Genomic DNA, 24,699 nt, shown 5'->3' with positions numbered 1-24,699 from the left:
TTCCGGTCCTGGCGCTGCCGATCGGTTATTACCTGCTATTACTACAAACCCGGCCGCGTTCCCTCCTTTGCCCGGGGAAAAACCTCCCGATCAGGACGCGGAGCCGGCCCGTCCCGTCTGCCAGCCCCGCCACCCCTCGAAAACCGGTGCCCAGCATCAGCGTGCGCAGAGGGCTTTCCTGCTCGGGGCTCATCTCCAGGATCAGATAGCCTCCGGGACGCAGGAACCCGCCCACCTGCCTGAAGAGCCGGCGGTAGACGAAGAGACCGTCCGGTCCCCCGTCCAAGGCCAGGCGGGGCTCGTGTTGGACCTCCGGAGAGAGTTGCTCAAGAAGGGCGGTGGGAATGTAGGGCAGGTTGGCCACTACCAGATCGGCCCGCAAAGGTGTCGGCCGGTTCCCCCCCCAAGTACTTCCGGCCCGGCTCCTCTTCCCCAACGCTTCACCTCCCTTTGGGCGAATGGCGGCACGCGCGTTCGGCACCGAACCGGGAGCCGCAAGACGGGAAGGGACTACCCGCCCCCATCCGCAAAACCGGCGCCGCCGAAGCGGCCGCAGGAGGTCGCCCCGGCAGAAGCGCACCCGCCCGAGAAGACCGAGGCGCCGGGCGTTAAGCCCCGCCAGGCGCAGGGCGGCCGGCGAAATGTCCGTGCCCGCGACCCGGGCGCGAGGAAAGTAATGGGCCAGGCTCAAGGCGATGTTGCCGCAGCCCGTACCCACGTCCACCACTACCGGCCGGCGCCGCCGGCCCTGCCAGCGCTGCCGCAGCAGTTCCAGGGCCCGCTCTACCAGAAGCTCCGTTTCCGGCCGCGGCACCAGTACCCCCGGTCCTACGGCGAACTCCAGCGACATGAACTCCCTGCGACCGAGCAGGTAGGCTACCGGCTCCCCGGAAAGCCTTCTGGCCACCAGGTCTTCCAGGGCGGAGAGTTCCTCCGGTTCAACGGGAAGACCCGGCTCGGAAAGCAACCCGGCCCGGTTCTGGCGGCGGATTTCCGCCAGGAGCAGTTCGGCCTCCAAACGAGCCGCCTCGCCGGCTACCGGAACCAGGCGCCGGCTTGCCTCACGCAGTACGTCAGCTACCCTCACCGCACGCTCTCTTTAAGCCGCTCGGCCTGGTCCGTAGTGATGAGGACCTCGATTATTTCGTCCAGTTCGCCGTCCAATACCTGATCCAGTTTGTGCAGGGTAAGACCGATGCGGTGATCGGTCACCCGTCCCTGCGGAAAGTTGTAGGTGCGGATGCGCTCACTGCGGTCCCCGGTACCCACCTGGGAGCGACGGGCACTGGCCAGTTCGTGCTGCTGCTTCTCCTGCTCCAGGGCCAGCAGCCGGGCCCGCAGCACCCGCAGGGCCTTCTCCTTGTTCTTGTGCTGGGATTTCTCGTCCTGGCAGGTCACGATCAGGCCCGTGGGCAGGTGGGTGATACGCACCGCCGACTTGGTGGTGTTCACCGACTGACCGCCCGGTCCGCTGGAGCAGAAGGTGTCGATGCGCAGGTCATCCGGATCGATCTGTACTTCCACCTCTTCGGCCTCGGGAAGTACGGCCACGGTGGCGGTCGAGGTGTGGATGCGGCCTCCGGACTCCGTGACCGGGATGCGCTGCACGCGGTGTACGCCGCTCTCGTACTTCAGCCGGCTGTAGGCGCCCCGGCCGTCTACGGAAAAGACGATTTCCTTAAACCCGCCCAGCTCCGTGGGGTGCACGTCTATCAAGTCTACCCGCCACCCCTTTTCCTCGGCGTAGCGGCTGTACATGCGATAAAGGTCGGCGGCGAAAAGCGCCGCCTCCTCTCCCCCGGTACCCGCCCTGATCTCCACGATTACGTTTTTCTCGTCGTTCGGATCTCTGGGCAGGAGCAGGAGCCGCAGGCGGCGCTCCAGCTCCTGTTCCTCGACTTCCAGCCGTACCAGCTCGGTGGCCGCCAGTTCCCGAAGCTCGCGATCGCCGTCCTCCTCGAGGATCTGCCGCGCCTCGGCCAGCTCTTGCCGAACCCGCCGGTAGCGCCGAAAGGTGCCCACCACTTCCTCCAGCTCGGCATGAGCCCGAGCCCGCTTCTGGTAGGCCTGGGGATCGGCGATTATTTTCGGATCGGCCAGTTCCCGGCTCAACGCTTCGTAGCGGCTTTCCAGCTCCTCGAGTTTAGCCCACACTCCTGCTCACCTCCTCACCGGCACTCTCCCCTTGCTTTGCCAGCACCGCCTCCAGGGCAACCGCCGCCACCTGCAACTGGTCGCGGTCGGGTTCCCGGGTGGTCATCTTCTGCAGTCCCAAGCCCGGGGCGATCAACAGCCTCACCGGCCACCGGTTCTTGGCCCGCGCCGACCACCTGAGCACCTCGTAGCTGATGCCGGCCAGGGCCGGCATCAGCCCCACCCGTACCGCTATTCTGGAGCCCAGGCCGGAAACGGGCACTACGGAGTAGAGCAGAACCGCCAGGAGCATTACCAGGAGGACGAAACTCGTGCCGCAGCGCGGGTGAAGACGGGGGAAACTGCCCGCCGCCGCCGGATCAAGTCCCGCTCCCGACTCCCAGGCATGGATGACCTTGTGCTCGGCCCCGTGGTAGGCAAATAGAGTGCGCACCTCGGCCAGGCGGGAAATCCCGCCCAAATAGCCCAGGAATATTACCAGCCTTAAAACGCCCTCCAGCAGGTTTTGTCCCCAGGGGCCCATACGGGTCGCGCTCCAGTGACCCAGGAAGGCGGGTATTACCACGAACAAGCCCACGGCCAGCCCGACGGCCAGCAGCAGGGCCAGGGCTATCTCTTCTCGCCCCAGCGTTTCGCCCTCTTCATCGGCCGCCACTTCCGCGGAGTAGGTCAGCACCTGCACTCCCAGAACCAGCGATTCCAGCAGGGCCAGTACTCCCCGGACCAGGGGCCATCCCGCCGGACCCCGGCGCACGGCCCAGGAAGGCAGGGGCTGCCGGTTAACCGCGATGCTCCCGTCCGCCCGGCGCACGGCTACGGCGAAGGCATCGGGGCCCCGCATCATTACCCCCTCGATTACCGCCTGACCGCCGTAGGCGAACGTGTCCGAAGGCGGCCGGCAAAAGAAAAAAGCAGAGCTCGCGCTCCGCCAGGTCCGCCGTCCGGTGCTTCTACACACCATACTTCTTGCGGAACTTCTCCACCTGACCGCCCCGTTCTACTATAATGTGCTGCCGGGAGCCGGTGTAAAAGGGATGACAGCGCGAGCACACTTCTACGCGCATTTCCTTCTTGGTGGACCGGGTTTCGAGGACGTTGCCGCAGGCACAGATTATGCGCGCCTTTTGATAAGGCGGATGAATGTCCTTCTTCATGCTCTTCACCTCAGTTCGGTCTTGCCGCGACTCTGTTACCGCCGAGCTATTATAGCACAGGCCCGGCCGGAACGCAAACCAGAGGGGCCCTGCCGATCACCCCCCGCTTTCCGGTCCGGCAGCCCCGGTTGCCCCTCGTACCGGTCGGCAAGTGGGCCGAACCGCTTTGCCCTGAGCGAGCTGCGGATCGGACTAAAGACGGGCGGTCTCCGGGAAGAAATGCGGCAGCGCCCGCAACAGGTCCCGGTTGGATCTGGTCTTGCGCAGGGCATCGATGAGCATTTCGGTGACTTCCACCGTGCTCATGGCATTGGTCTCCCGACGGAAGTGCCACATCAGCTCCAGCTCCTCCGGGCTCAGAAGCGCTTCTTCCCGTCTGGTACCGGAACGTTTCACGTCAATGGCCGGAAAGATCCGGCGCTCGGCCAGGCGACGGTCCAGGATGAGCTCCATGTTGCCCGTGCCCTTAAACTCTTCAAAGATTACGTCATCCATCCGGCTGCCCGTTTCCACCAGTGCCGTAGCCACGATGGTGAGGCTCCCGCCTTCTTCCACGTTCCGGGCGGCACCGAAAAACCTCTTGGGCTTGTGCAGGGCGGCCGGATCCACCCCGCCGGAGAGGGTTCGGCCGCTGGGCGGCACCACCAGGTTGTGGGCCCGGGCCAGACGGGTGATGCTATCCAGGAGGATGACCACGTCCTTCTTCTGCTCCACCAGGCGCTTGGCCCGCTCCAGCACCATGTCCGCCACCCGCACGTGATTCTCGGGCGGCTGGTCGAAGGTGGAGCTGATTACCTCCGCCCGCACCGAGCGCTCCATGTCCGTAACCTCTTCCGGGCGCTCGTCGATGAGCAGGATCATCAGGGTGACCTCGGGGTAGTTGTGGGCGACGGCGTTGGCGATCTTCTTCAGCAGTATGGTCTTGCCTGCCTTAGGAGGGGCCACGATCAGGCCTCTCTGTCCCTTGCCCAGGGGAGCGATGAGATCGATCATGCGGCACGAGACGTCCGCCTCCGGCGTTTCCAGGGTGAGGCGCTCGGTAGGGAAGATCGGAGTCAGGGCGTCAAAGGAAAGCCGGCGGATTACCTGCTCTGGCGCCAGGCCGTTGATTCTCTCCACCCGCAGCAGGGCGCTGAAGCGCTCGCCTTCCTTGGGAGGACGGATCTGCCCCCCTACCATGTCACCGGTGCGCAGGTCCAGGCGCCGGATCTGGGAAGGCGAAACGTAGATGTCTCCTTCGCTGGGAAGGTAATTGACCGGCCGCAAGAACCCGTACCCTTCGGGGAGAATCTCCAAGACCCCCTGGGCGTAAAGGTTGCCTCCGTTCTTTTCCGCGGCGGGTATTTTTCCCGCGCCGTTCTTATCGGCCTTATCGGCGTTAAGTTTGAGAATCTCCTGGATCAACTCCTTTTTTCGCAGGCGATAGTATCCCGGGATGTTCAGCTCCCGGGCCAGGCGGTACAACTCCGCCACCGTCTTGCCTTCCAGCTCGCTGGCCTGCAAGGAAAGCGTAAGCCTCCTTTCCGGAAAAGACTAATCGGGATAACGGGGAAGCAAGAACTCGACTCGGGTAAGTGCAGAGGCTTTGCCTAATCTAGTTTATCCCTGGGGAAGGGAAAAATAAACCTACGCTCGGGTCTTAAGCTGCTCCCAGTCGCGCAAGAACCGCTGGATGCCCAAATCGGTGAGGGGATGCTGGAGCATCTGCCGGAGCACGGAGTAGGGAACGGTGGCAATGTCCGCACCCAGGCGGGCCGCCGCCAGCACGTGCTGCGGGTGACGGATACTGGCCGCTATCACCTCCGTTTCCAAACCGTACTGCGCAAAGATGGTTACGACATCGCGCACTACTTCCATACCTTCCTGGCCCACGTCATCCAGCCGCCCTACAAAAGGGCTCACGTAGGTGGCTCCGGCCAGAGCGGCCAAAAGGGCCTGGTTGGCGGAGAAAATCAGGGTCATGTTGGTGCGTATGCCTTCGCGGCTCAAGGCCTTAACCGCCTTCAGGCCCTCCGCACCCATGGGCACCTTGATGACCACGTTGGGGTGAACCGAGGCCAACTCTCGGGCCTCGGGCACCATTTGCGAGGCCTCGGTACTCACCACCTCGGCGCTCACCGGGCCGTCCACGAGCTGGCATATTTCCACCAGTACCCGGCGAAAGTCCCGCCCTTCCCGCGCCACCAGCGTAGGGTTGGTCGTCACCCCGGAGATCACACCCAGCTCGACCGCGGCCCGGATTTCTTCCACGTTGGCCGTATCCAGGAACAAACGCACTGACATCCCTCCTTGGCCTCAAGCCTTTCCCGAGGAACCGAAAAGCCGCAGCTTTTCCCGTACCTTGGCCTTTACCGCTTCGCGCGCCGGAGCCAGAAGGCGGCGCGGGTCTATCTCACCAGGATGAGCGGCCAGGGCGCCACTCAGGGCCCCGACGAAGGCCTCACGGAGTTCGGTGTCGATGTTGAATTTGGCTACGCCGAGGCCGATGGCCCGGCGCACGGCCTCGTCCGGGAGCCCGGAGGAACCGTGCAGCACCAGAGGCACCTTCACCTTGCGGGCAATCTCCTCCAGGCGGGCAAAATCCAGCCGGGGCTCACCACGGTAACGGCCGTGGGCGGTACCCACGGCTACGGCCAGAGCGTCTACTGCGGTCTCCCGGACGAACCAGGCGGCCTCTTCCGGATCGGTAAAGTAGGCCTCCCGATCTTCCACGCTTATTTCTTCTTCGGTACCGGAAATGCGACCCAGTTCTGCTTCCACCGAAACCTGCAGCTCGCGGGCCACCTCGACCACCCGCCGGGTGAGGGCGGCGTTCTCCGGCATGGGGAGGTGGGAGCCGTCGAACATCACCGAGGTGAAACCGGCTCGCAGGCAGCGCCATACCACGGAGAGATCGGTTCCGTGATCCAGGTGCACGGCTACCGGTACGCGCGCGGCTTTCGCCGCCGTATTGGCCAGAGACCACAGCTGAGACAGGCCGGCGTACTTGAGCGCTCCCTGGCTGGTCTGCAGGATCACGGGGGCCCGTTCTTCCTCGGCCGCGGACACAATGGCCTGAACGGTCTCCAGATTATAGGCGTTGAACGCTCCCAGCGCGTAACCTTGCTCCCGCGCCTCGATCAGAAGCGGGGCAGCGGCTGCCAGCGCCAACCCGTCCACCTACCCCTATTTCTTGCTGGAATGACCCGGGGAGCCGGGGTTTCTGGAGGCGCGGCGACAACGAAAGCCATGACCCACCAGCTCGATCTCCCGAATCTTCTTTAGCGCCGTCAAGTCTTCCCGGCTTTCCGCCATTACCGAACCGGTGGCCTCGCATTCCGGACAGTGCAGCTCCAGATGGTCCGGGAAAATCTCCACCTCAATATCATTATTACCGCAATGGCAGTAAAGTCTTCCGGAAAGGGCCAGCTGGTGAAGATGCTGTAACACCCGGTACATTACTTCGGGATTACTAAAGTAATTACCTTTACCCAGGTCGCGGATCAACTCCCGCAGCCGCCGCTCCTGTACCCGGGTTGTGCTCCGTAGCCGGTCCTTGGGCCCTATATACGCCACCTCGCTGGCGGCGACCTCACAGGTTATGGGTACCACCGCGTGATCGGCCAGTTGCTTGAGAGAAACGGAAACCGAGTGGATACCCTCGCAAAGCAGGCAGTGAAGCAGGATGCGAAAACTGCGTTCCTCGCCCAGAGCATAAGAAAAAAGAGGTGCCTGGCAACAACAGTCTATTGTTACCTCCTGGCCGTGGCGGCAGGCCGGAAGGGAAAGCGGCCTTATCTGCAAACGCCCGCAGGAAGGACACCTGATGGCCATAAAACTAACGACAGGAATGATCATCGCCCGGGAGCCCCCTCCAAGAACCTATGTTTTCGCTGGCCCCAGGCTCTATTCCTGCCGTGGGAAAAAAAGTTCCACCGTCGGTGGAACCTAGGACAGAAGTTCGCTCCTCTCTTGCCGGCCGAACATTACTTCTTCGACCAGGCTCTGCAGATCGTCCAGATCAAAGGGCTTGGTCAGCCAGTAACTTGCGCCCAGGGCTCTGGCTTCGGCCAGGAGGTCGGTATCGCTGTAGGCCGAAAGTACTAGAACCTCTCCCCGGTACTCCAGCTTCCTCATCTCTCGCAGGAGTTCCAGGCCGCTCATACCCGGCAGGCGCAAATCGATAATCGCCAGGGTCGGTGGGTCGCAGGCCACTTGCTGAAGCGCCTCGAAGGCGCCCGAGGCCAATCTCACCTCCCACCGGTCATCCTGCAGGGCTTCAAAGAGCAGTTGCCGAATTGCCGGCTGGTCGTCAACTACCAGAATGGCGGGTTTGGCGGCCCCCGCCTTGACCTGTATCCCTATCACCAAACCCTCACCTCGGCGGCGCGGGTCATGCCCGACCCGTGCGCTTGGAGTCTCCTGACCCTCCGCTCCGCTCCGCTGGTGAAGGCAGGCGCAAAAGGCCCGACACCAAAGGCCCTCCGGTTTACCTTGCGTCCGGTCTGCTCCCCCCTCCTACCGTCCGTTCGCTCCCCCAGGCAAACAACCCAAGGCTTTGTTGCGCGAAGCCTTGGTACTCGGCAGTACCGGGCCACCGGGGAAAGCGCCGATACCCCCGTCCCGGCATACGGTCTTCAGCTCCGGCTCCGCTCGATGAGAGCCCGGGCCTGGTGCCGGGACAGCACCGCGTCGTAGCTGGTATAACGAAACTTAATCAGGTAAGATCCGTTGGCCCAGGGTACCAGCCTTTCGATCAGGTTAAGGTTCACTATGAAAGACTTGTGCGACCGGAAGAAAATATGCGGGTTCAATCTCTGCTCGATCTCGCTCAAGGATTCGCCGGTCTCGTACCGACCGTCTTTAGTATAGATTACGGTCTTGCGCCCCTCTCGCGCCAGAAAGATTATGCTATCCAGATCGATAAACACCAACTCCCGGCCGTTTCTTACCAGCAATTGATTAGAGCGACGGAAGGCGGCCACCAACTCACCAAGGGCAAATTCGGCGTTGGCAGGTTGCAGGTGTTCCCGAAGGCGACCGAGCGTCCTTTTTACCCGACTCTCGTCTATCGGTTTTACTATGTAGTCGTAGGCGTACACCTCGAAGGCTTCCAGAGCGTGTTCGGGGTAAGCGGTAACAAATACCAGATAGAGATCGTTGTATTCTTCCACCAACCGCCGGGCTACGGCCAGACCGTCCACATCCGGCATATCGACATCCAGGAAAAGCACATCCGGACGGGTCTCCCGGACCCTGAGCAGGGCCTCTTCGCCGGTGGCGGCCTCGCCTACCACCTCCACACCCTCCACCTCGCGGGCACAGCGGCGCAAAAGGGCCCTCGCCCCAGGATTGTCGTCCACGATCAGGATGCGTAGGGGCAACCGCCTTCCCTCCCGTTCCCCCACCCCGGCCTCCTTCCGGTACCGGCCCGGGTCTCGCTTTGGAGCCCGCCTCGAAAACCGGCCGCTCTCGAGGAAAACGGGCGGCAGGCCGCCCGCTGCGTCCCGCCGCCCCACCCAGGGAGAGGAAGACCACCTAGGTTAAATCAGGAACTTTCGCCGTCTCTCGTTCCCCGCCGGTGCCGAAGGCGCACCTCCCGCCGGGGGAACTCGCCCGGCCCGGCCTCGCACCAATGCAGTGGAGAAGGTTACTCTGAAAACCGTTTTGCCCCGGCCGCTCTCCATCTCCAGGTCGCCCCCATAGCGGGCGGCCAGATTCTTCACGGTGAACAGACCCAGACCCTGATGGTCCCCGGCCTTGGTGGTGAAACCCGGCCGAAAGAGGTGGGGAAGCACTTCGGCCGAAATCTCTCCGGCGTTGGTTACGGATATACAGAAGCCGGTCGTTTCTACCGATAACTCCAGCTCCGCCCACCGCCGGCGGGGCTCCTCCTCACCCTCTACAGCCTCAAGGGCATTATCTAGAAGATTGCCTATTATGCGGTTCAGATCATTGGTAGGCACCGGCAGGTAGCGGAACTCCGGGTCTGCCCGTACCGTGAGCCGGATACCTTTGGCCTCGGCTTGGCCGATTTTGGCCTGTACCAGGGCGATAACCGCGGGCTCACCCAGGGCCAGGATCTGGCTGGCCTGCCGCACCTCACCGTAAACGGAATGCAGGTAACGGCGGGCTTCTTCTACTTCCCCTTCCTCCAGCAACCCGTAAAGTGCCTGCACGTGATTCACAAAGTCGTGGCGCTGTGCCCGCAGGGCCCGAAGCAGTTCGCTAAGACTGGCAATCTGCGCGGCCTGGGTTTGCGCCTCTCCTTCCCGGTAGGCGGCCTGTGCCAGCCGCCGGGCTACAACCAGGGCCGATACCACCGTCGCCGCCGCCAGGGCTGCCTGGATGATCTGCCAACAACCGCCGCCGAAGGTTGGAAACAGAGGCCTGAGGTATTGCGCCAGATTGCTGAGCCCCACGAACAAGCCCTGCAAAAGGATCAAACCTACCAGCCAAAACGCGGTCTTCTGTCCGGTCGGAATCCCTTTCTGACCTGCCACTCGTCCCTCCCCCTAGACTAGATCCCCGCTGCCGCCCTCCTCCCGGGGAAACAGCGACCACCTGCGGCGCCAACACCACCACCCCACCAGCGCCAGGACCGCCTCGTAGGGGAGGGGAAAGACCACCCGTAGCCAGAGTGTAGCCAGGACCGTCTCCGCGCGCACACCGAAAAGCTGCGTCACTACCGGCAGGCACAGCCCTTCCGTGACCACCAGAAGACTGGTGCCCGCCACCGACGCCGCCAGCGCCCGCCACCATGCCAGCCCTGCCACCGCCCTCAGGCCGACCGCAATCAAGGCTACGGCCACAACCGTATGCACCCCGAAGGGAAGGGGAAGGATTCGGATGAAATATAGAGCAACGCTTTCGGCCGCGGCCACCACCGCTACCGGCACCGGCCGCGGCCGGACGCCGACCAGGACCAGGCCGAGGCTGATCAATACTACGCCCTCGGGGATGGATTGTAGAAAGAGCGCAGGTAAGGGCATGTGATCCAACAATTCCCACTCCTCTATATACGGCACGTCCTGCGCAATTCCTGCTTCCCGAGTCTAACATGTCGGGAAGGGGGTCTTAAATGCCGCCGAAGACGTTTCAATTGCCGATCCGCTACTCGGTCTCTCAGTGCATTTCGCCGAACAGCTCCGGAACGGCGGGCGCCAACAGCGCCACACCGATGAGTACCAGCACCACCAGGACGACCAAAGGTATGGCCACCACGGCCAAAGCCCGGCTCCCGGACAGGGAGTACACTTCTTGCAGGGCCAAGACCTCCAGTATGAGCACCCAGATCCCGGCCAGCAAACAGAAAAACCAGGCCCCTGCTCCGAACGCGGCTCCCGCCGTTCCCAACACTCCCGCCACCCCGTAGCCGACCAGTAGCGGCACGCTGGCAAACCCTAAGCAGGAAAAAAGTGCCGACCCACTTCCTCTTCCGCCCAGAAACTCGGCCAGAAGATGCCATATCGCCGCCTTTGAAAACCAGTATGTCAGGGCCAAAGGCACGCCCAACACCCACGCCTGCCGCGCCACGGTTTCGGCAAGCGGGGAAGAAGCCCCGCCCAGGTCTCCCGAGAGGTCCCCGATCCCGGTCGCCAGGCCAACGCTCTGGGTAAAAAGCTGCACCAGACAAAACACCACCACCGGCCACCACCAGGGCACGCCCTCCCTAATGCGCCGCAAGGCGCTTCTGGGCCGGGCAAAGATCAGAAAAACGAGTTCCAGTAGCTCCTTCACGCTCCACCACCCTCCCAGGGCACCAGGGCCGGGGCTATTAGCCACAGCCCGGGGGCAAACAAGCGGTAGCGGTCAGAGTAGGCGGTATCCAGGCTCGAACGCAGCCACTCCCAAGGGCTCGGCCGGGCCAGAGCCCGCACCGGCGCTCCGGCGGGAAGGCCAGCCAGTTCCCGGGCCCGGCGCAAGGCGAGTTCGTAATCGCCCAGCTCATCCACCAGTCCTTTCTCCAGCGCCTGGCGGCCGGTAAACAAGGAACCGTCTGCCAGCTCCAATACCTTGGCCTCAGGCAGACCCCGACCCTCGCTGACCACCTGAACGAACTGCCGGTAAATATCGTCTACCATGTCCTGCAACAGCCGCCTCTCCTCAGAAGTGAGCGCCCGCCAACCGGCTCCCATGTCCTTGTGCGCCCCGCTCTTTATTACCTCCACCTGTATACCCAACTTATCCATTAGGCCGCGGAGGTTCTGCAGCTCCATTATCACGCCGATACTGCCGGTCAGAGTGGCCGGAGTGGCCACTATGCGGTCGGCCTGAGAAGCCAGCCAGTAGGCACCGGAGGCGGCAGTCTCCCCCAAGAAGGCCACCACCGGCTTGCCGTCGCCGCGAAGGGCTCCCAGGGCGGCCGCGATTTCGTGACAGGCGGCCGCACTTCCCCCGGGACTGTTGATCCGCAGCACCACCGCCCTGATCCGCGGATCCCGGCGGGCCTCATGAAGCTGCTCGCTGATAGTCTCGGCGCCGGACATCGCGCCAAAGATACCGCCGGTCTCCCTACCGTCGACAATGGTGCCCTCAATACGCACCAAACCCACCTCACCCCCGGTCGCCCTCCCTTCTCCCCGGGGTGAGAGCCATAAGGTTGCCAACCATACCACCACTACCGCGACCACAATGATCAGGCCGCCCAACCAGCCCTTACGCATACGCCTCACCTTTCCTCCTCCCCGATTTCCACCCAACCCGTAGCGGTACGAAGCCGGTAGGCCCGGCCTCCGCACAGATAGAGCCTGGGCAGTCGCCATGCGGCGGCGGTACGCCGCAAACCCGAGATCCTCACCTCTTGCCCGGCAAGGGCGCCCTCGGCGGCTGTGAGATCGAAGACGCTCAGCTGCATGCTGGGCCTGCCCACCAGGCGCAGAGGCCGACCGTCCAGCTCCGCCCCGACGTTGCCCCGGTAGCCGCCGCCCCTGGCCAGCAGCAGGCGCCCGACCTGTACCGCCAATTCCCACCAGTTTTCCGGAGCCCGCTCCGGCATCATTCCCAGCCCGTCGGCCCAACCCAGGGCCACCACCCCCAAGCGGGCCCGGCGCCTGAGCACGCCTCCCCGACCGTAGCCCACCCGACTGCCCGGCGGAACCTCCTTAACCTGAAGCAGGCGAGCCCTCAACTGCCAGGGGTCACGCAAGTCGAGTCTTCGCGGCACGCCGGCCGGCCACTGGCCGTACAGCAGGGTGCCTACCCGCACCATATCCAGATGCAGGTGGGGATAGCGCAGCACGCCGGAACTGCTACAGAGGTGGTAAAGCGGTATTTGCCAGCCCTCTTCAACCGCCACCTCCCGAGCCCGCACAAAGGCCCGGACCTGTTCGCGAGCCCGGCGGGGATGGGGGTCCAGGTGCGAGTACAGCCCTTCCACCTCCAGTTCCGGCAGCAAGGCCAGTTCCCGGAGAAGCGGTCGCAGGTTCTCCGGTCGTACCCCCAGCCGTCCCAGCCCGGAATCCACTTTTACGTGCACCCTAATCCTTTTCCCCAGGTTCCGGACCTCCCGGGCCAGGGCCCGAGCGGTGGCCGGATCTGTAACCGTAGGGGTGAGTTCTGCCGCCACCACCGCACCCACCTCCTGGGGAAGGGGCGGCGCAAATACCAGGATCGGGGTGCTAATACCGTGGGCCCTCAGCTCCAGGGCTTCCTCCACCAGGGTAACTCCCAGCATGGCCGCCCCGGCTTCCACCGCCACCCGGGCCGCTTCCACCGCCCCGAATCCGTAGGCGTCGGCTTTTACCACGGCCAGAAGACGGCAGGAAGGATCCAGCAGGCCCTTCACCTGGCGGATGTTGTGCCGCAGGGCATCGCTGTCGATCTCAATCCAGCGCGGGCCCAGTTGCTCTCTTAGCTCTTCCGTAGCCCATCTTCCCCCTAGACTGAGGCCTCGTTTTCGCCGCCGCCGCGCCGGCCGAGATACCGCACCAGACTGCGGTACCGGGGCTCTCCCCAGCGCCAGAGGCGATACCAGAGCGGAGACAGCACCAAGTCGTACTCACCGATAAACTCCGTGAATTGGGCGGAGAAGCCCCTCTTAAACCGATAAAGGCCGTGCAGGGGATGGGAGGGGTCGGAGGTGGGGGGAACGCCGCGAAAATCGTAGAGGGTGCAACCGCGCTCCTTGGCCCAGCAAATCATGGTCCACTGCAGGAGGTAGTTGGGCATGACCTCCCGGTGCCGGTTGGCCGAGGCGCCGTAAATGTACCAGGCTTTGGTTCCCAGGGTAAAGGCCAGGGCCCCGGCAATGGGCTCGCCCTCATAGTAAGCCAGGAAGAGACGGGCGTAATCCCGGAGCACCAGTTCCTCCCAGAGGGCCTCGAAGTAAGAGAAACCCCGGATCAGAAAGCCGTCACGGCGCGCGGTCTCGGTAAGCAAACGGTAGAATACTGCCAGATCGTCCCGCCGGCAGTCCGACTTTACCACCACTCCCCGGCGCCGGGCGAGCCGAAGGTTGTAGCGGGTCTTGGGGTGAAAGGCAGCCAACAACTCCTCCAGCGAAGGAGTGAGGTCCAGGCGGAATACGCAACGCGGCTGGGTTCCCTCAAAGCCCGAGCGACCGGCCGCGGCCACAAAGCCCCGACTCCGCAGGTAGTCCACCAGCTCCGGAGCCGGAAGGGGCACGTCGGGATCGATCTTCCAGAGTATGGCCCCGTGGGCACGGCCCAGTTCCCGTACCCGCTCCAGCAGGAAATCGAAAAGGCGGCGGTCGGACATGTCCATGACCGGGCCGCGGGGCGAATAGAGGATCCCGCGGTCTCCAACCGGCAGGGGCCGGAACAACAGGAGGGCCGCCGCCAGGATCCGGCCCTCTTCCTCCACCACCAGGTAGATGGGCCGCCACCCGGTCCTGGCCTTAACCTGGCCCCAGGCGTAGCTCTGCAAGATGTGCCCCTTGGGAGCGGCCGCCAGGAAGGCGTCGTAACGGGACGCTTCCTCGGAGCCGATGGTTCGGGCCTCCCAGGCCAAATTCTCCCCTCCCTTGCTGCCCGTTTTCCGGGCTTAGCTTCTCACTCCGGCGGATCGGTTATCCCGGGCGAAGGCCAGGGCGGCGCCGACAAAGTCGCGGAAAAGCGGATGCGGGCGATTCGGCCGGGATTTGAATTCCGGGTGAAACTGCGAGGCCACGAACCAGGGATGCTCTTTGAGCTCCACCATCTCCACCAGGCGGCCGTCGGGAGAAAGCCCGCTTACCACCAATCCCGCCTGAGCCAGCCGCTCCAGGTAGGCGTTATTGAACTCGTACCGGTGGCGGTGCCGTTCGTAGACCCGGTCGATGCCGTAGGCCCGGCGCGCGATACCGGACCCGGCCAGGATACACGGATAGGCCCCCAGGCGCATGGTGCCGCCTTTAGCCTGAACCGCGCGCTGATCGGGCATCAGGGCGATTACCGGGTGCGGACTATCGGGGAAGAATTCCTGGCTGTGGGCGCCGGACAGGCCGCACACGTGCCGGGCGAACTCTACCACCGCCAGCTGCATACCCAGGCAGATACCCAAAAAAGGCAGGCCGTGCTCCCGGGCGTAGCGGATGGCGGTAATCTTGCCCTCTATGCCCCGGTCGCCGAATCCGCCGGGCACCAGGATCCCGTGTACTCCCCGCAGCAACTCCTCCGGATTACCATTCTCCAGGAGGGAACTGTTGATCCGCACGATGTTTACCCTGGCCTCGTGGGCGATACCCCCGTGACCCAGGGCCTCGGCTATGCTCAGGTAGGCATCCGGAAGCTCCACGTACTTGCCCACCAAGGCGATGGTTACTTCCCGCTTCGGCCGTTTTATCCTCTCCACCAGGGCCCGCCATTCCTCCAAATCCGGGCCGGCGTCAGGAAGGCCCAGATCCTCCACGATGATCTTGTCCAGGCCCTGGGCCTCGAAAATGAGCGGCACTTCGTAGATGCACTCGGCATCCACCGCCTGAATTACCGCCTCTTCGGCAATATCGCAGAAAAGGGCGATTTTCTCGGCCACCGCCTTAGACAGAGGACGCTCGGAACGGCAGACGATAACGTCGGGCTGAATACCTATGCCCCGTAGTTCCTTGACGCTGTGCTGGGTGGGCTTGGTTTTGGCCTCTCCCGCCGCCCTCAGGTAAGGGACCAGGGTCACATGGACGTACATGACGTTCTGACGGCCCACGTCGCTCTTGAGCTGCCGGATGGCCTCCAGGAAGGGCAGGGACTCGATGTCTCCCACCGTGCCCCCGATTTCGGCGATCAACACCTCCGGCTCCTCTTCCTGGGCCACCTGCAAAAGGGCCTGCTTGATCTCGTTGGTCACGTGGGGAATGACCTGCACCGTACCCCCGAGATAGTCCCCCCGGCGCTCCTTGGTTATGACCGACCAGTAGATCTTGCCGGCGGTGACGTTGCTGTTCCGGGTGAGGTTGATGTCCACAAAGCGCTCGTAATGCCCCAGATCCAGGTCGGTTTCGGCGCCGTCTTCGGTGACGAAAACCTCCCCGTGCTGGTAAGGGTTCATGGTGCCGGCATCTACATTGATGTAAGGGTCGAACTTCTGGATGGCCACCCTTAGCCCGCGGCTCTTCAGAAGCCGGCCGATGGAGGCCGCGGTTATGCCCTTGCCCAGTGAAGACACCACTCCCCCGGTGATGAAGATGAATTTGGTTTGGCTCACCCTCGATTCCTCCAAAATAAGGGGAGAGAGTGCCCTGGCACTCTCTCCGCCTTCCTACTTCTGCGGATAGCTCAACACCACTACCTCCGGTCCCGGCGGGAGATGCTCTCGGTCTACCTCCAGAACCTCTTTTTCGACCACCCGCTCGAAGAAGCGGGTAAAGTCGCCGACCGGCGCAATGGGGAAGCTGGCCTCGGGCATTACCGGCGTCTTGTAATGCATGGGCAGAACGATACGCGGGCCCAGCGCCTCTACTACTTCCTTGGCCGCGGCGGCATCGATGGTATAGTATCCGCCAACCGGTACCATCAGGACATCCACCGGTCCTATTTCCGCCACCTGACGGGCGTCCAGCACGTGTCCCAGATCACCCAGGTGACAGACATTGACCCCGTCTACCGCGAACACGAATACCAGGTTCTTGCCCCTCTGCTTGCCACCGGCAGAGTCGTGAAAGGTGCTTATCCCCCTGAAGGTTACCCCTTCTACCTGGTGCACCCCCGGCTCCTCCACGACCCTAGGCTTACCCGGTACCAGGGCCACGGCATTATGGTCAAAGTGCTGGTGGCTCACCGTCACCACGTCCGCCCGGGACTCGATTCGAGGATAGCCCACCTCCCGGGCGAAAGGGTCGGTAAGGATGGTGAGCCCGCGGGCACTCTTTATCTCGAAGCAGGCGTGCCCCAGCCAGCGGATTTCCACCGCTCTTCACCTCCTCACATGCTCTCCGGGGCGCTCACTCCCATCAGACTCAGAACCCGGGCCAGTGTCCTCTGGGTAATCTTGACCAGCAGCAGCCGGGCGCCGCGCAGCCCGGGATCCGGATGCAATACCCGGCACTGAGTATAAAACCGATGGAAGGTCGAGGCCAGTTCGTGGGCGTAGTAAGGCAGCCGGTGCGGCTCCAGCGCCCGGGCCGCCGCCTCCACCACCCCGGGCCAGTCGGCAATCTTGCGCAGAAGCTCGATCTCCGCCGGGTGGGTTAGCCGCCGGACGTCGACTTCGTCTGCAGCCGGAACCTCGTAACCTTCGGCCTCGGCATGACGCAGGATGCTGGCTATGCGGGCATGTGCGTACTGCACGTAGTAGACGGGATTCTCCTCGGATTGGCTCTTGGCCAGATCCAGGTCGAAGTCGAGATGGCTGTCCGCGCTGCGCAAGAGGAAGAAGTACCGCGCGGCATCCTTGCCCACTTCGTCCAGGAGTTCATCCAGGGTAACGTACTGGCCGGTGCGCTTGGACATGCGCAGCAACTCACCGCCTTGAAAGAGGCGAACCAGTTGCATGATTATAACCGTCACCCGCTCGGGATCGTAGCCGAGGGCGGCCATGGCCGCCTTGAGCCGGGCAACGTGGCCGTGGTGATCGGCCCCCCAAATATTAATCACCCGTTCAAAGCCGCGGGCGAACTTATTTACGTGGTAGGCGATGTCTGCGGCAAAATAAGTCGGCACTCCTGAGGAGCGCACCACCACCTCGTCCTTGGCGTTAGCCAAGGACGAAGCCCGAAACCAGACCGCTCCCTCCTGCTCGTAAAGGAATCCCCGGCGCTCCAATTCTCTCAAGGTTTCCCTTACCTGTCCCCGGGAATGCAGGCTCTGCTCGGAAAACCACACGTCATAGTGCACTCCAAAACGCTCCAGCGAACGCCGGATCCCGGTCAGCTTCTCCTCCAGGGCAAAATCCACCAGGGCCCGGCGCCGTTCCTCCGGAGATACCTCCAGGTAGCGTTCGCCGCAGCGCTCGGCAAATGCCCGTACCGTATCCACCAGATCCTCACCGTGGTAACCCTCTTCCGGAAATACCGCCTCCCGTCCGAAGAGTTCTAGGTACCGGGCCTCCAGAGACAGGGCAAAGTTCTCGATTTGATGGCCGGCATCGTTGATATAGTACTCCCGGGTCACCTGGTAACCCGCCGCGGCCAGGACATTGGCCAGAGTATCACCCAGGGCCGCGCCCCGGGCGTTACCCATGTGCAGAAGCCCGGTAGGATTGGCACTGACGAATTCCACCTGCACCTTTACTCCTGCCCCGAGATCGCAATCTCCCCACCGGTCCTGCTGCGCCTCCACCAGTGCCGGTACCCGGTACACCCAGCCCGGATCCAGCCTAAAATTAATAAAACCCGGCCCGGCGATTTCCGCCGCCTGGATCCAGGTGCCGGCAGGCCGCAGATGGCGTAGAATAGTCTCGCCGATTTCCCTTGGCGGCCGACCCGCTGCCCGCGCCAGGACTAAGGCCAGGTTGGTAGCCAGATCCCCGTGCCCTCTTTCCCGAGGCACCTCTACGGTGAACTCCGGGAAGCTTTCGAAGGACAGTTCACCCCGTCGGCGTGCCTCCAAGGCTGCCGTCTCCAGGGCGGTCTTGATTCCTGCGGCGATTTGCCCCAGCAAGTTCATGTGCCGGTCTCCAAGCCCCAGACGGTGATCGACAGGCGATTATCGCTGACCTTCTCTTGGTCTATCTGCAATTCATACTCTAGGTTAATGCTTCCCCCCCTCTCTGTCAAGTCAACGTCCACCCGGGAAGGTATCACGCCCACCCGAATGGCGCCGTAAGGAGTCACGTAGTAGCTCTGATGCCATACCCCTTCTTCAAAACTCTGACGCTGGGCCGTCCCACCCATACGGTTCAATACTACGCGTGTAGGTTCAATTTTTAGAGAAGTAAGAGTGCCTTCCAAACCGCTCAGGCAGGTTTCCTGGTAAAGAATATAGTAGGAGCAGTCGCGCCGGTAAAGCCGGCCTTCGGTCACCAGCTCGATGTTGTCCTCCTCTCCCGGCCCCTTCACCTGCGTCCCCCGAACCCTTACCAGAATCGGACGGTACACTTATCTCTCCCTTTCCGATTCCCGTCGTGGCCCGGTCTCCCCGGTTGGCCGCCGAGGGCAGTTCCGGCAGGCCGCCTTACCGCCGGACCCGGGGCTCGAACCCGGTTATAGAGTTCTCCTCCGACCGGTGGTTCTCCTCCCGCCCTGCAGGGCGGCCGCCCAGAAAACCCGCCAGGCGAACGCCGGCAGCACTGCCTGGCGACGCCAGCGTCCGGGCTCCCTCAGCAGACGGTAAAGCCATTCCAGCCCCCGGCGCCGCACCCACAGCGGCGCCCGCCGGGCCCTGCCGGCCAGCACGTCCAGGGTACCGCCCACTCCCACGGCCACCGGAACCCCCAGTTGGTCCAGGTAACGGGCAATCCAGTACTCCTGCCTGGGTGAACCCAGAGCCACCAGGAGAACGTGAGGCCGGCCAAGCCGAATGGCCCGCCTTACCCCTTCCTCTCCGTCCGGCGTCTGGTACCCGTGAGCTACCCCCACCACCTGCAGTCCGGGATGGGCGCCGGCCAACCGCTCGGCCGCCGCCTCGGCCACGCCGGGTTGGGCTCCGTAAAGAAAGAAACGCCAGCCCTCTTCCGCCCCGCGGCGGGCCAGCGCCGGTACCAAATCGATGCCCGTTACCTGGTGAAGTGGAGGCTGACCCAGGCGTCTTGCCGCCCATAGCACCCCCACGCCGTCGGCGGTTACCAGGGCGGCCCCGGCCAGTATACGGGCAAACTCCGGCTCGTGCCAGGACCGCCAGAGCATCTCCGCGTTGGCGGTAACCACCTGGTGATACCCGGGCGAAGAAACCATGGAGGCGATGCGCTCCACCGCTTCCTCCAGGGTGCAGGCGTCTACCCGCACCCCCAGAATGTCTGCCGCCTGCAAGTCGCACCCTCCCGGGCCGGGTAGGATTTCCCGCCGGTGGCGCCGTAGCCCCGGGCCTCCCGAAGGCCCCCGCCACCGCACCGGAGCGGGATTACAGCTGTTCTTTGGCCTGAGCCTGGTTGCCGGACGGCGGGCTCTGCAGCTCGGCCAGGGTCGGCCCAATCTGCTCCGTGTCCGGCAGGAAGTAGCTTACCCCGTTGATGTAGCTCGGCTTGCCAGGCAGGAGGGCCAGGGATAGGTCATAGTTCTCGAGATTGGAGAAGATCTTGGCCAAGGAAAGCAGATCCCCCATGGGCAGATCGGTCTCAACCAGGGCGTAAATCTGCTGCAGCAGTTGCGGGGATCTCAGCAGATTCCTGAGACTTACCGCCTGGTCCACCAGGGCCAACAGAAAGCGCTGCTGCATGCGGATGCGCTCGATGTCCCCCTCCGGGTAGTCACGGAAGCGCACAAAGGCCAGGGCATCCTCACCGTCGAGGCGCTGCTTACCCGGCCTTAGATCGATCCCCTCCTCGGGGCGATACATGCGCTGGGGGACTTCGATTTCCACCCCTCCCAGCAGGTCCACCAGACGCTCGAACCCGGCAAAATCGACTTCCAGATAGTGATCTACCGGTACGCCCAAAAGCCCTTCCACCGTTTCCGCCGCCAGCTCGGCCCCCCCGTAGGCGTGGGCGTGAGCCAGCTTGGTGCGACCGCGGCCGGGCACCTGCACGTAGGTATCCCGAGGTAAGGAAAGGACCCCGACCCGGGAGGTCGCAGGATCGAGGAACACCAACATCAAGGTGTCCGCCCGGCCGCGCTCGTTCTCCCGCCGGTCGACGCCCAGCACCAGAAGATTCATGGGCTGGGGCCGGCTTGCCACTCCCGGAATACGAACACCGAGAGGAGAAACCACGGTCAGACTGGCCAGATAGTACCCAAGCCCCCCAAAAACCAGAAATACCAGTACCATGACCACTATTAAGGGCCATATGCGCAGGCGCCGGCGCCTGGGGGCGGGGCGGGTCAGCAGTTCGGTATCGGTACTCATCGACCAAGCCTCCACGCGGGTCGGTTACCGGCCGGCCCTAAGATAAAGAAATGGTTATTTCTTTGCGCTCCTGGTTCCATACCACTTCGGCACCCAGGTACTCCGCCACTACCCGCAGGGGAACCATGGTGGTAGTGCCTACCAAGCGGGGCGCCACCTCCAGTTCCCGGCGCTGGCCGTTAACCTCCACCCAGGGCTGCCCCAACTGGAACACCAGCTTCACGCCGCCCGACTGATATACGATTCTCTTGCTTTGCGCCTCCCAGCTGACCCGGGCCCCCAGGGCCTCGCCGATAAACCGGAAGGGCACCATAACCGTATTGCCCTGCAGGTAGGGAGCCTGTTCCAGAGTGCGGGTCTCGCCGCCCAGTTGGGCCGTCCGGCTCCCGACCCGCAGGATCAGGGTCTGCCCCGTAGCCGCGCCGCCTCCCGAGCCCTCCCGGAGCGCCTTTACCTGCTGCTCCAGGAGGCTCACCCGGGCGGTCAACTGGGCAATCTGGGCCTCCAGCGACCCGCAACGTTCGGCCACGTAGGTTTCAAGGTAGCTCCGGCTAATCAGAGGATCGGACTCGCTTCCCGGCGCCGGAGTCTGGGCCAGTCCTCGGCCGTAGCACCAAAAACCGCCCAGGACCACCCCTGCCGACAAGACTACCGCCAGCCACCGCCTGGTGCTCATTACCACTTGCCCTCCCCCGATCGGTACGTATATTGCCGTTGCCCCGGGTAAATAATGGAGTTAAGTCTACCGGAGGCCGAAGGAACATGCCGGAGATGGTGTGCGATTGTACCGCGCCCGAATGCCGGGGCGCTCAATACTGCGAAGTAAGGACGGTAGCCGGGGTCGGCAGCCCCACCCGTCCGGGCAAGATCTGCGCCCCCCGGCCCAGACCTCTCGGCCTCGAGCCCTTCCTCTCCGAGCAACTCCAGCCTTTGGATGGCGTTAGAGATAACCCTCCAGGCCATCCTGCCTCAGCCGGTTCAGAAGCTCCTTCAGACGCTGCTCCTCCTGCTTCTTGCAGATCAGAAGCGCGTCCTCCGTATCTACAATGATCAGGTCCTCCACCCCCACGGCAGCCAACAGCCGTTGCCCATTATAGACTACGCAATCCCGGGAATGCAACAGGATGGGCCTGGCCCCTCCCTCCACGCGGCCGTCTCCACCCGGAGCCACCACGTTGCCAAAGGCGTCCCGTTGGTAGACGCGGCTTAGCGCCGACCAGGTTCCCACGTCGTCCCAGCCGAAAGAGCCTTGGACCACCGCCACGTTATCGGCTTTTTCCATCACCCCGTAATCCACGGAGATTCGGGGCAGGCGCCCGAAAACCTCCTCCCAGGGACGACCCTTCTCTATCCGGCGGGCCAACTCGACCAGACCCGAGGCCAGCTCAGGGAGGCAGCGGGCAATGGCCCGCTCGATCACCGTTAGTCTCCACACGAACATGCCGCTATTCCACAAGAATCCTCCCCGGCGGAGAAAAGCCTCGGCCGTGGCCCGATCCGGCTTCTCCCGGAACTTCCTCACCCGAAATACCGGTGCGGCCTCGTCGGCCCGGAGCTGTTCGCCGCATTCGATGTACCCGTAACCGGTCTCCGGGCGGGTGGGCGGAATGCCCAGGCACACCAATACCTCCTCTCGGCGGGCCACCTCCACCGCCACCCGCAGGGTGGAGGTGAAGGCCGCCACGTCGGTGATAAGGTGGTCGGCGGGGAGCACCAGCATCACCGGATCGGCCTCCGGCAGGGAACGCCGGATGAAGACCGTGGCCAACCCTATGCAGGGAGCCGTATCCCGGCCCTCAGGCTCCGCCAGGATGTTGCCCGCAGGGATATGCGGCAACTCCCGGGCTACCAGGTCGGCGTAACGTCTGCCGGTCACCACGTACGTATCCTCGGGCCGCACCAGGGAGGCAATCCGGCCTACCGTAGCCTGGAGCAGGCTCCGGTCTCCGCCCAGCCTCAAGAACTGCTTGGGCCGGCTCTCCCGGCTCAGGGGCCAGAACCTCTCTCCCCGCCCTCCGGCCATTACTACCGCCACTTCGGACATGATCCTTCACTCACCTCCCGACGGAGGTGCCGGGGTGGGCTCCGCCCGGCCGTACCGGTCCTCCAGCCTTACCACGTCTTCTACCTGAGGGGTAGAAACCTCAAAGATTATCAGGTCGGTAAAGGCGGTAATGCGGTGGGGAGTTCCCGGCAGCACCGTCACCGCCAGACCCGGGCGGATGGCCCGGGTTTCTTCACCCAGGCGAAGCTCCCCCTCACCCTGCCAGAAGTACATGGACTCCAGCTTCTCGCGGTGATACTGGAGGCTCAGGGCCTGTCCGGCCTTAACTTCCAGTATCTTGCCCACGTACCGATCGGTATGGGCCCACCAGATCTCCCTTCCCCAGGGCTTATCCACCACCCGCAACTCTACCTACCTCCCCTTCGGCCAGGTAGCGGGCGCCGGCTGCCAGCAGGTGTTCTGCCGCCTGGGGTGAGGCGGCTTCGGCGTAAATGCGCACCACCGGTTCGGTACCCGAAGCCCGGAAGAGGATCCAGGATTCGTCCTCCAGCAGGAACTTCTGCCCGTCCAGTCCGTCCTGACCCCGGACGCGGCGCCCGGCGATCTCCTTGGGCGGCCGCTCCGCCAGCCTCCGCATCAGGGTTTGAGCCTCCCTGATCTCCAGATCCACCCGCCGGTAGTAATGGGGACCGACCTCCTGCAGCAGGTCGGCTACCAGTTCGGACATCTTCCTGCCGGACAGGGCCATTATTTCCAGCAGGAGGAGACCGGAGAGGATGCCGTCGCGTTCGGGCAGGTGATACTTGATCCCGATTCCTCCGCTTTCCTCGCCGCCGATTAGCACGTCGTCTTCCAGCATCAGCCGGCAGATGTACTTGAACCCTATAGGGGTTACGTGAAGTTTCTTGCCCAAACGCCGGGCCAACAGGTCGATCATCCGGGTGGTAGAAAAGGTCTTTACCACCGCGCCGTCCCAGCCGCGGGTATTGACCAGATGGCGAAACAGCAGGGCGAAGATGCGGTGGGAATCCACGAAATGGCCCTGCTCGTCCACCGCCCCCACCCGGTCGGCATCCCCGTCGGTGGCCAGGCCCAGTGCCGCCCCGAGACCTCCCACGGCTTCGAACAGAGGGGTGAGATTCCTCTCTATGGGCTCCGGGTTTACCCCCCCGAAGCCGGGATTGTGCTCCCCGCGAATCTCCACTACCTTTAGCCCGGTCGGGGCCAACAGTTCTTTCAGGTATCCCCGCCCGGCACCGTGCATGGGGTCCGCTACCACGGTAAAGTTCAGACCGGTGAAAACCGAAAGGTCGACCAGCCGCCGCAACTGGGCGAAGTAACCGGGCTTGGGATCAAAAAGCCGCACCCTGCCCTGGGCTAACGCCTGCTCCAGAGGGAGGAAGCGGATGGGCGTCTCCTCGGCCAGGTGGCGCTCTACGGCAGAGGTCAACTCGGGTAACGCCGATCCGCCGTAGGGTCCCTTGAACTTCAGACCGTTATACTCCGGAGGGTTGTGGCTGGCGGTGACCATAACCCCTCCCGCCGCCCCCTTCTCTCTAACCGCCCAGGAGACGGCAGGGGTTGGGGCCGCCTCACGGGTGAGCAACACCTCTAGCCCGTTGCCCGCCAAAACCTCGGCCACCAACTGCGCGTAGCGGGGCGACAAGAAGCGGGTGTCGTAGCCCACTACCACCCTGCGGCCCTGATGGCCCCGGGCCAGAAGATCCTCGGCTATAGCCTGGGCCACTCGCCGCACGTTGGCAAAGGTGAAGCCGTCGCTGATAACGTGCCGCCAGCCGTCGGTGCCGAACCTGATCTCCTCCATACCCGCCCCCCTCGCCTGTCCGAGTTTTTGCTAGTATTATAGCAGACCGGTGCCTTACCGGCCACGAGATCGGGCAGCTGTTAACATAATTCAAAAGCCATTTGCCGCCCAACCGGCTTCGTACAGCCGAAAAACGAGGTAAAATCGTCAACTCTGGCGGTAAATGCTGGTTGGTTTCCTTGCTCCCCTATGCTAGAATCTTTCCAGAGC

26 protein-coding genes are annotated in these 24,699 nt (G+C 63.6%); all 26 read right to left on the bottom strand.

Going from position 1 to position 24,699, the window contains the following annotated elements; translation table 11 throughout:
• Positions 1 to 28 precede the first annotated feature (28 nt).
• Positions 29 to 1,087: a peptide chain release factor N(5)-glutamine methyltransferase gene (locus NUV99_05240; protein MCR4419525.1), complete on the bottom strand. Its 1,059-nt coding sequence runs from the start codon at positions 1,085 to 1,087 to the stop codon at positions 29 to 31.
• Entirely contained in the window at positions 1,084 to 2,154 is a 1,071-nt protein-coding gene (gene prfA, locus NUV99_05235) for a peptide chain release factor 1 (GenBank protein MCR4419524.1), read from the bottom strand. Before prfA ends, NUV99_05240 begins: the two co-directional genes overlap by 4 nt.
• On the bottom strand, positions 2,144 to 3,115 hold the full coding sequence (locus tag NUV99_05230; GenBank protein MCR4419523.1) for a DUF1385 domain-containing protein: 972 nt from the start codon (positions 3,113 to 3,115) through the stop codon (positions 2,144 to 2,146). The genes prfA and NUV99_05230 overlap by 11 nt, the downstream gene beginning before the upstream one ends.
• A complete protein-coding gene (gene rpmE / locus NUV99_05225) occupies positions 3,105 to 3,308 on the bottom strand; it encodes a 50S ribosomal protein L31 (GenBank protein MCR4419522.1) in 204 nt (67 codons plus the stop codon). The genes NUV99_05230 and rpmE overlap by 11 nt, the downstream gene beginning before the upstream one ends.
• Before the next feature lie 192 nt (positions 3,309 to 3,500).
• Positions 3,501 to 4,811 (bottom strand): transcription termination factor Rho, encoded by a 1,311-nt coding sequence (rho, locus tag NUV99_05220; protein ID MCR4419521.1) that lies wholly within the window; start codon positions 4,809 to 4,811, stop codon positions 3,501 to 3,503.
• A 123-nt stretch (positions 4,812 to 4,934) separates the two neighbouring features.
• Positions 4,935 to 5,585: a fructose-6-phosphate aldolase gene (fsa, locus tag NUV99_05215; GenBank protein MCR4419520.1), complete on the bottom strand. Its 651-nt coding sequence runs from the start codon at positions 5,583 to 5,585 to the stop codon at positions 4,935 to 4,937.
• A gap of 18 nt (positions 5,586 to 5,603) precedes the next feature.
• Complete coding sequence (locus NUV99_05210; protein ID MCR4419519.1) at positions 5,604 to 6,458, bottom strand: class II fructose-1,6-bisphosphate aldolase; 855 nt, start codon at positions 6,456 to 6,458, stop codon at positions 5,604 to 5,606.
• A gap of 15 nt (positions 6,459 to 6,473) precedes the next feature.
• Positions 6,474 to 7,145: a hypothetical protein gene (locus tag NUV99_05205; GenBank protein MCR4419518.1), complete on the bottom strand. Its 672-nt coding sequence runs from the start codon at positions 7,143 to 7,145 to the stop codon at positions 6,474 to 6,476.
• Positions 7,146 to 7,235: 90 nt separating this feature from the next.
• Positions 7,236 to 7,655 carry a response regulator gene (locus NUV99_05200; GenBank protein MCR4419517.1) on the bottom strand — a complete coding sequence of 140 codons (420 nt, stop codon included), beginning with the start codon at positions 7,653 to 7,655 and terminating at the stop codon, positions 7,236 to 7,238.
• 269 nt (positions 7,656 to 7,924) lie between these two features.
• Positions 7,925 to 8,671, bottom strand: coding sequence for a LytTR family DNA-binding domain-containing protein (locus tag NUV99_05195; GenBank protein MCR4419516.1), 747 nt, complete (start codon positions 8,669 to 8,671; stop codon positions 7,925 to 7,927).
• A 159-nt stretch (positions 8,672 to 8,830) separates the two neighbouring features.
• The gene (locus NUV99_05190; protein MCR4419515.1) at positions 8,831 to 9,790 is read right to left on the bottom strand and encodes a Spo0B domain-containing protein; all 960 of its coding nucleotides are present in this window, start codon (positions 9,788 to 9,790) and stop codon (positions 8,831 to 8,833) included.
• 12 nt (positions 9,791 to 9,802) lie between these two features.
• A complete protein-coding gene (locus NUV99_05185; protein ID MCR4419514.1) occupies positions 9,803 to 10,315 on the bottom strand; it encodes a hypothetical protein in 513 nt (170 codons plus the stop codon).
• A gap of 97 nt (positions 10,316 to 10,412) precedes the next feature.
• The gene (locus tag NUV99_05180) at positions 10,413 to 11,027 is read right to left on the bottom strand and encodes a YIP1 family protein (GenBank protein MCR4419513.1); all 615 of its coding nucleotides are present in this window, start codon (positions 11,025 to 11,027) and stop codon (positions 10,413 to 10,415) included.
• Complete coding sequence (gene sppA, locus NUV99_05175; protein MCR4419512.1) at positions 11,024 to 11,953, bottom strand: signal peptide peptidase SppA; 930 nt, start codon at positions 11,951 to 11,953, stop codon at positions 11,024 to 11,026. The genes NUV99_05180 and sppA overlap by 4 nt, the downstream gene beginning before the upstream one ends.
• Positions 11,954 to 11,958: 5 nt before the next feature.
• A complete protein-coding gene (gene alr / locus NUV99_05170) occupies positions 11,959 to 13,110 on the bottom strand; it encodes an alanine racemase (protein MCR4419511.1) in 1,152 nt (383 codons plus the stop codon).
• A gap of 56 nt (positions 13,111 to 13,166) precedes the next feature.
• Positions 13,167 to 14,258, bottom strand: a complete 1,092-nt coding sequence (locus tag NUV99_05165; protein MCR4419510.1) for a peptidoglycan bridge formation glycyltransferase FemA/FemB family protein — start codon at positions 14,256 to 14,258, stop codon at positions 13,167 to 13,169.
• A 33-nt stretch (positions 14,259 to 14,291) separates the two neighbouring features.
• The gene (locus tag NUV99_05160; GenBank protein ID MCR4419509.1) at positions 14,292 to 15,926 is read right to left on the bottom strand and encodes a CTP synthase; all 1,635 of its coding nucleotides are present in this window, start codon (positions 15,924 to 15,926) and stop codon (positions 14,292 to 14,294) included.
• A gap of 54 nt (positions 15,927 to 15,980) precedes the next feature.
• Complete coding sequence (locus NUV99_05155; GenBank protein ID MCR4419508.1) at positions 15,981 to 16,628, bottom strand: MBL fold metallo-hydrolase; 648 nt, start codon at positions 16,626 to 16,628, stop codon at positions 15,981 to 15,983.
• 14 nt (positions 16,629 to 16,642) lie between these two features.
• A complete protein-coding gene (gene argS, locus NUV99_05150) occupies positions 16,643 to 18,325 on the bottom strand; it encodes an arginine--tRNA ligase (GenBank protein ID MCR4419507.1) in 1,683 nt (560 codons plus the stop codon).
• Positions 18,322 to 18,756, bottom strand: a complete 435-nt coding sequence (locus tag NUV99_05145; GenBank protein MCR4419506.1) for a DUF1934 domain-containing protein — start codon at positions 18,754 to 18,756, stop codon at positions 18,322 to 18,324. The genes argS and NUV99_05145 overlap by 4 nt, the downstream gene beginning before the upstream one ends.
• Positions 18,757 to 18,861: 105 nt before the next feature.
• Positions 18,862 to 19,626 (bottom strand): WecB/TagA/CpsF family glycosyltransferase, encoded by a 765-nt coding sequence (locus NUV99_05140; GenBank protein ID MCR4419505.1) that lies wholly within the window; start codon positions 19,624 to 19,626, stop codon positions 18,862 to 18,864.
• Between the two features lie 91 nt (positions 19,627 to 19,717).
• Positions 19,718 to 20,659, bottom strand: coding sequence for an LCP family protein (locus tag NUV99_05135; protein ID MCR4419504.1), 942 nt, complete (start codon positions 20,657 to 20,659; stop codon positions 19,718 to 19,720).
• A 37-nt stretch (positions 20,660 to 20,696) separates the two neighbouring features.
• Positions 20,697 to 21,335 (bottom strand): copper amine oxidase N-terminal domain-containing protein, encoded by a 639-nt coding sequence (locus NUV99_05130; GenBank protein MCR4419503.1) that lies wholly within the window; start codon positions 21,333 to 21,335, stop codon positions 20,697 to 20,699.
• Positions 21,336 to 21,599: 264 nt separating this feature from the next.
• Positions 21,600 to 22,703, bottom strand: coding sequence for a mannose-1-phosphate guanylyltransferase (locus NUV99_05125; GenBank protein MCR4419502.1), 1,104 nt, complete (start codon positions 22,701 to 22,703; stop codon positions 21,600 to 21,602).
• A 6-nt stretch (positions 22,704 to 22,709) separates the two neighbouring features.
• A complete protein-coding gene (locus NUV99_05120) occupies positions 22,710 to 23,069 on the bottom strand; it encodes an AraC family ligand binding domain-containing protein (GenBank protein MCR4419501.1) in 360 nt (119 codons plus the stop codon).
• Positions 23,053 to 24,489: a phosphoglucomutase/phosphomannomutase family protein gene (locus tag NUV99_05115; GenBank protein ID MCR4419500.1), complete on the bottom strand. Its 1,437-nt coding sequence runs from the start codon at positions 24,487 to 24,489 to the stop codon at positions 23,053 to 23,055. Before NUV99_05115 ends, NUV99_05120 begins: the two co-directional genes overlap by 17 nt.
• Between the last annotated feature and the right edge of the window lie 210 nt (positions 24,490 to 24,699).

The organism is Clostridia bacterium (genome assembly GCA_024653205.1).
GTDB lineage: Bacteria > Bacillota > DSM-521 > Neomoorellales > SLTJ01 > JANLFO01.
The sequence above is the reverse complement of the archived record's forward strand: the minus strand, read 5'-3'. Positions and strand labels throughout refer to the sequence as shown.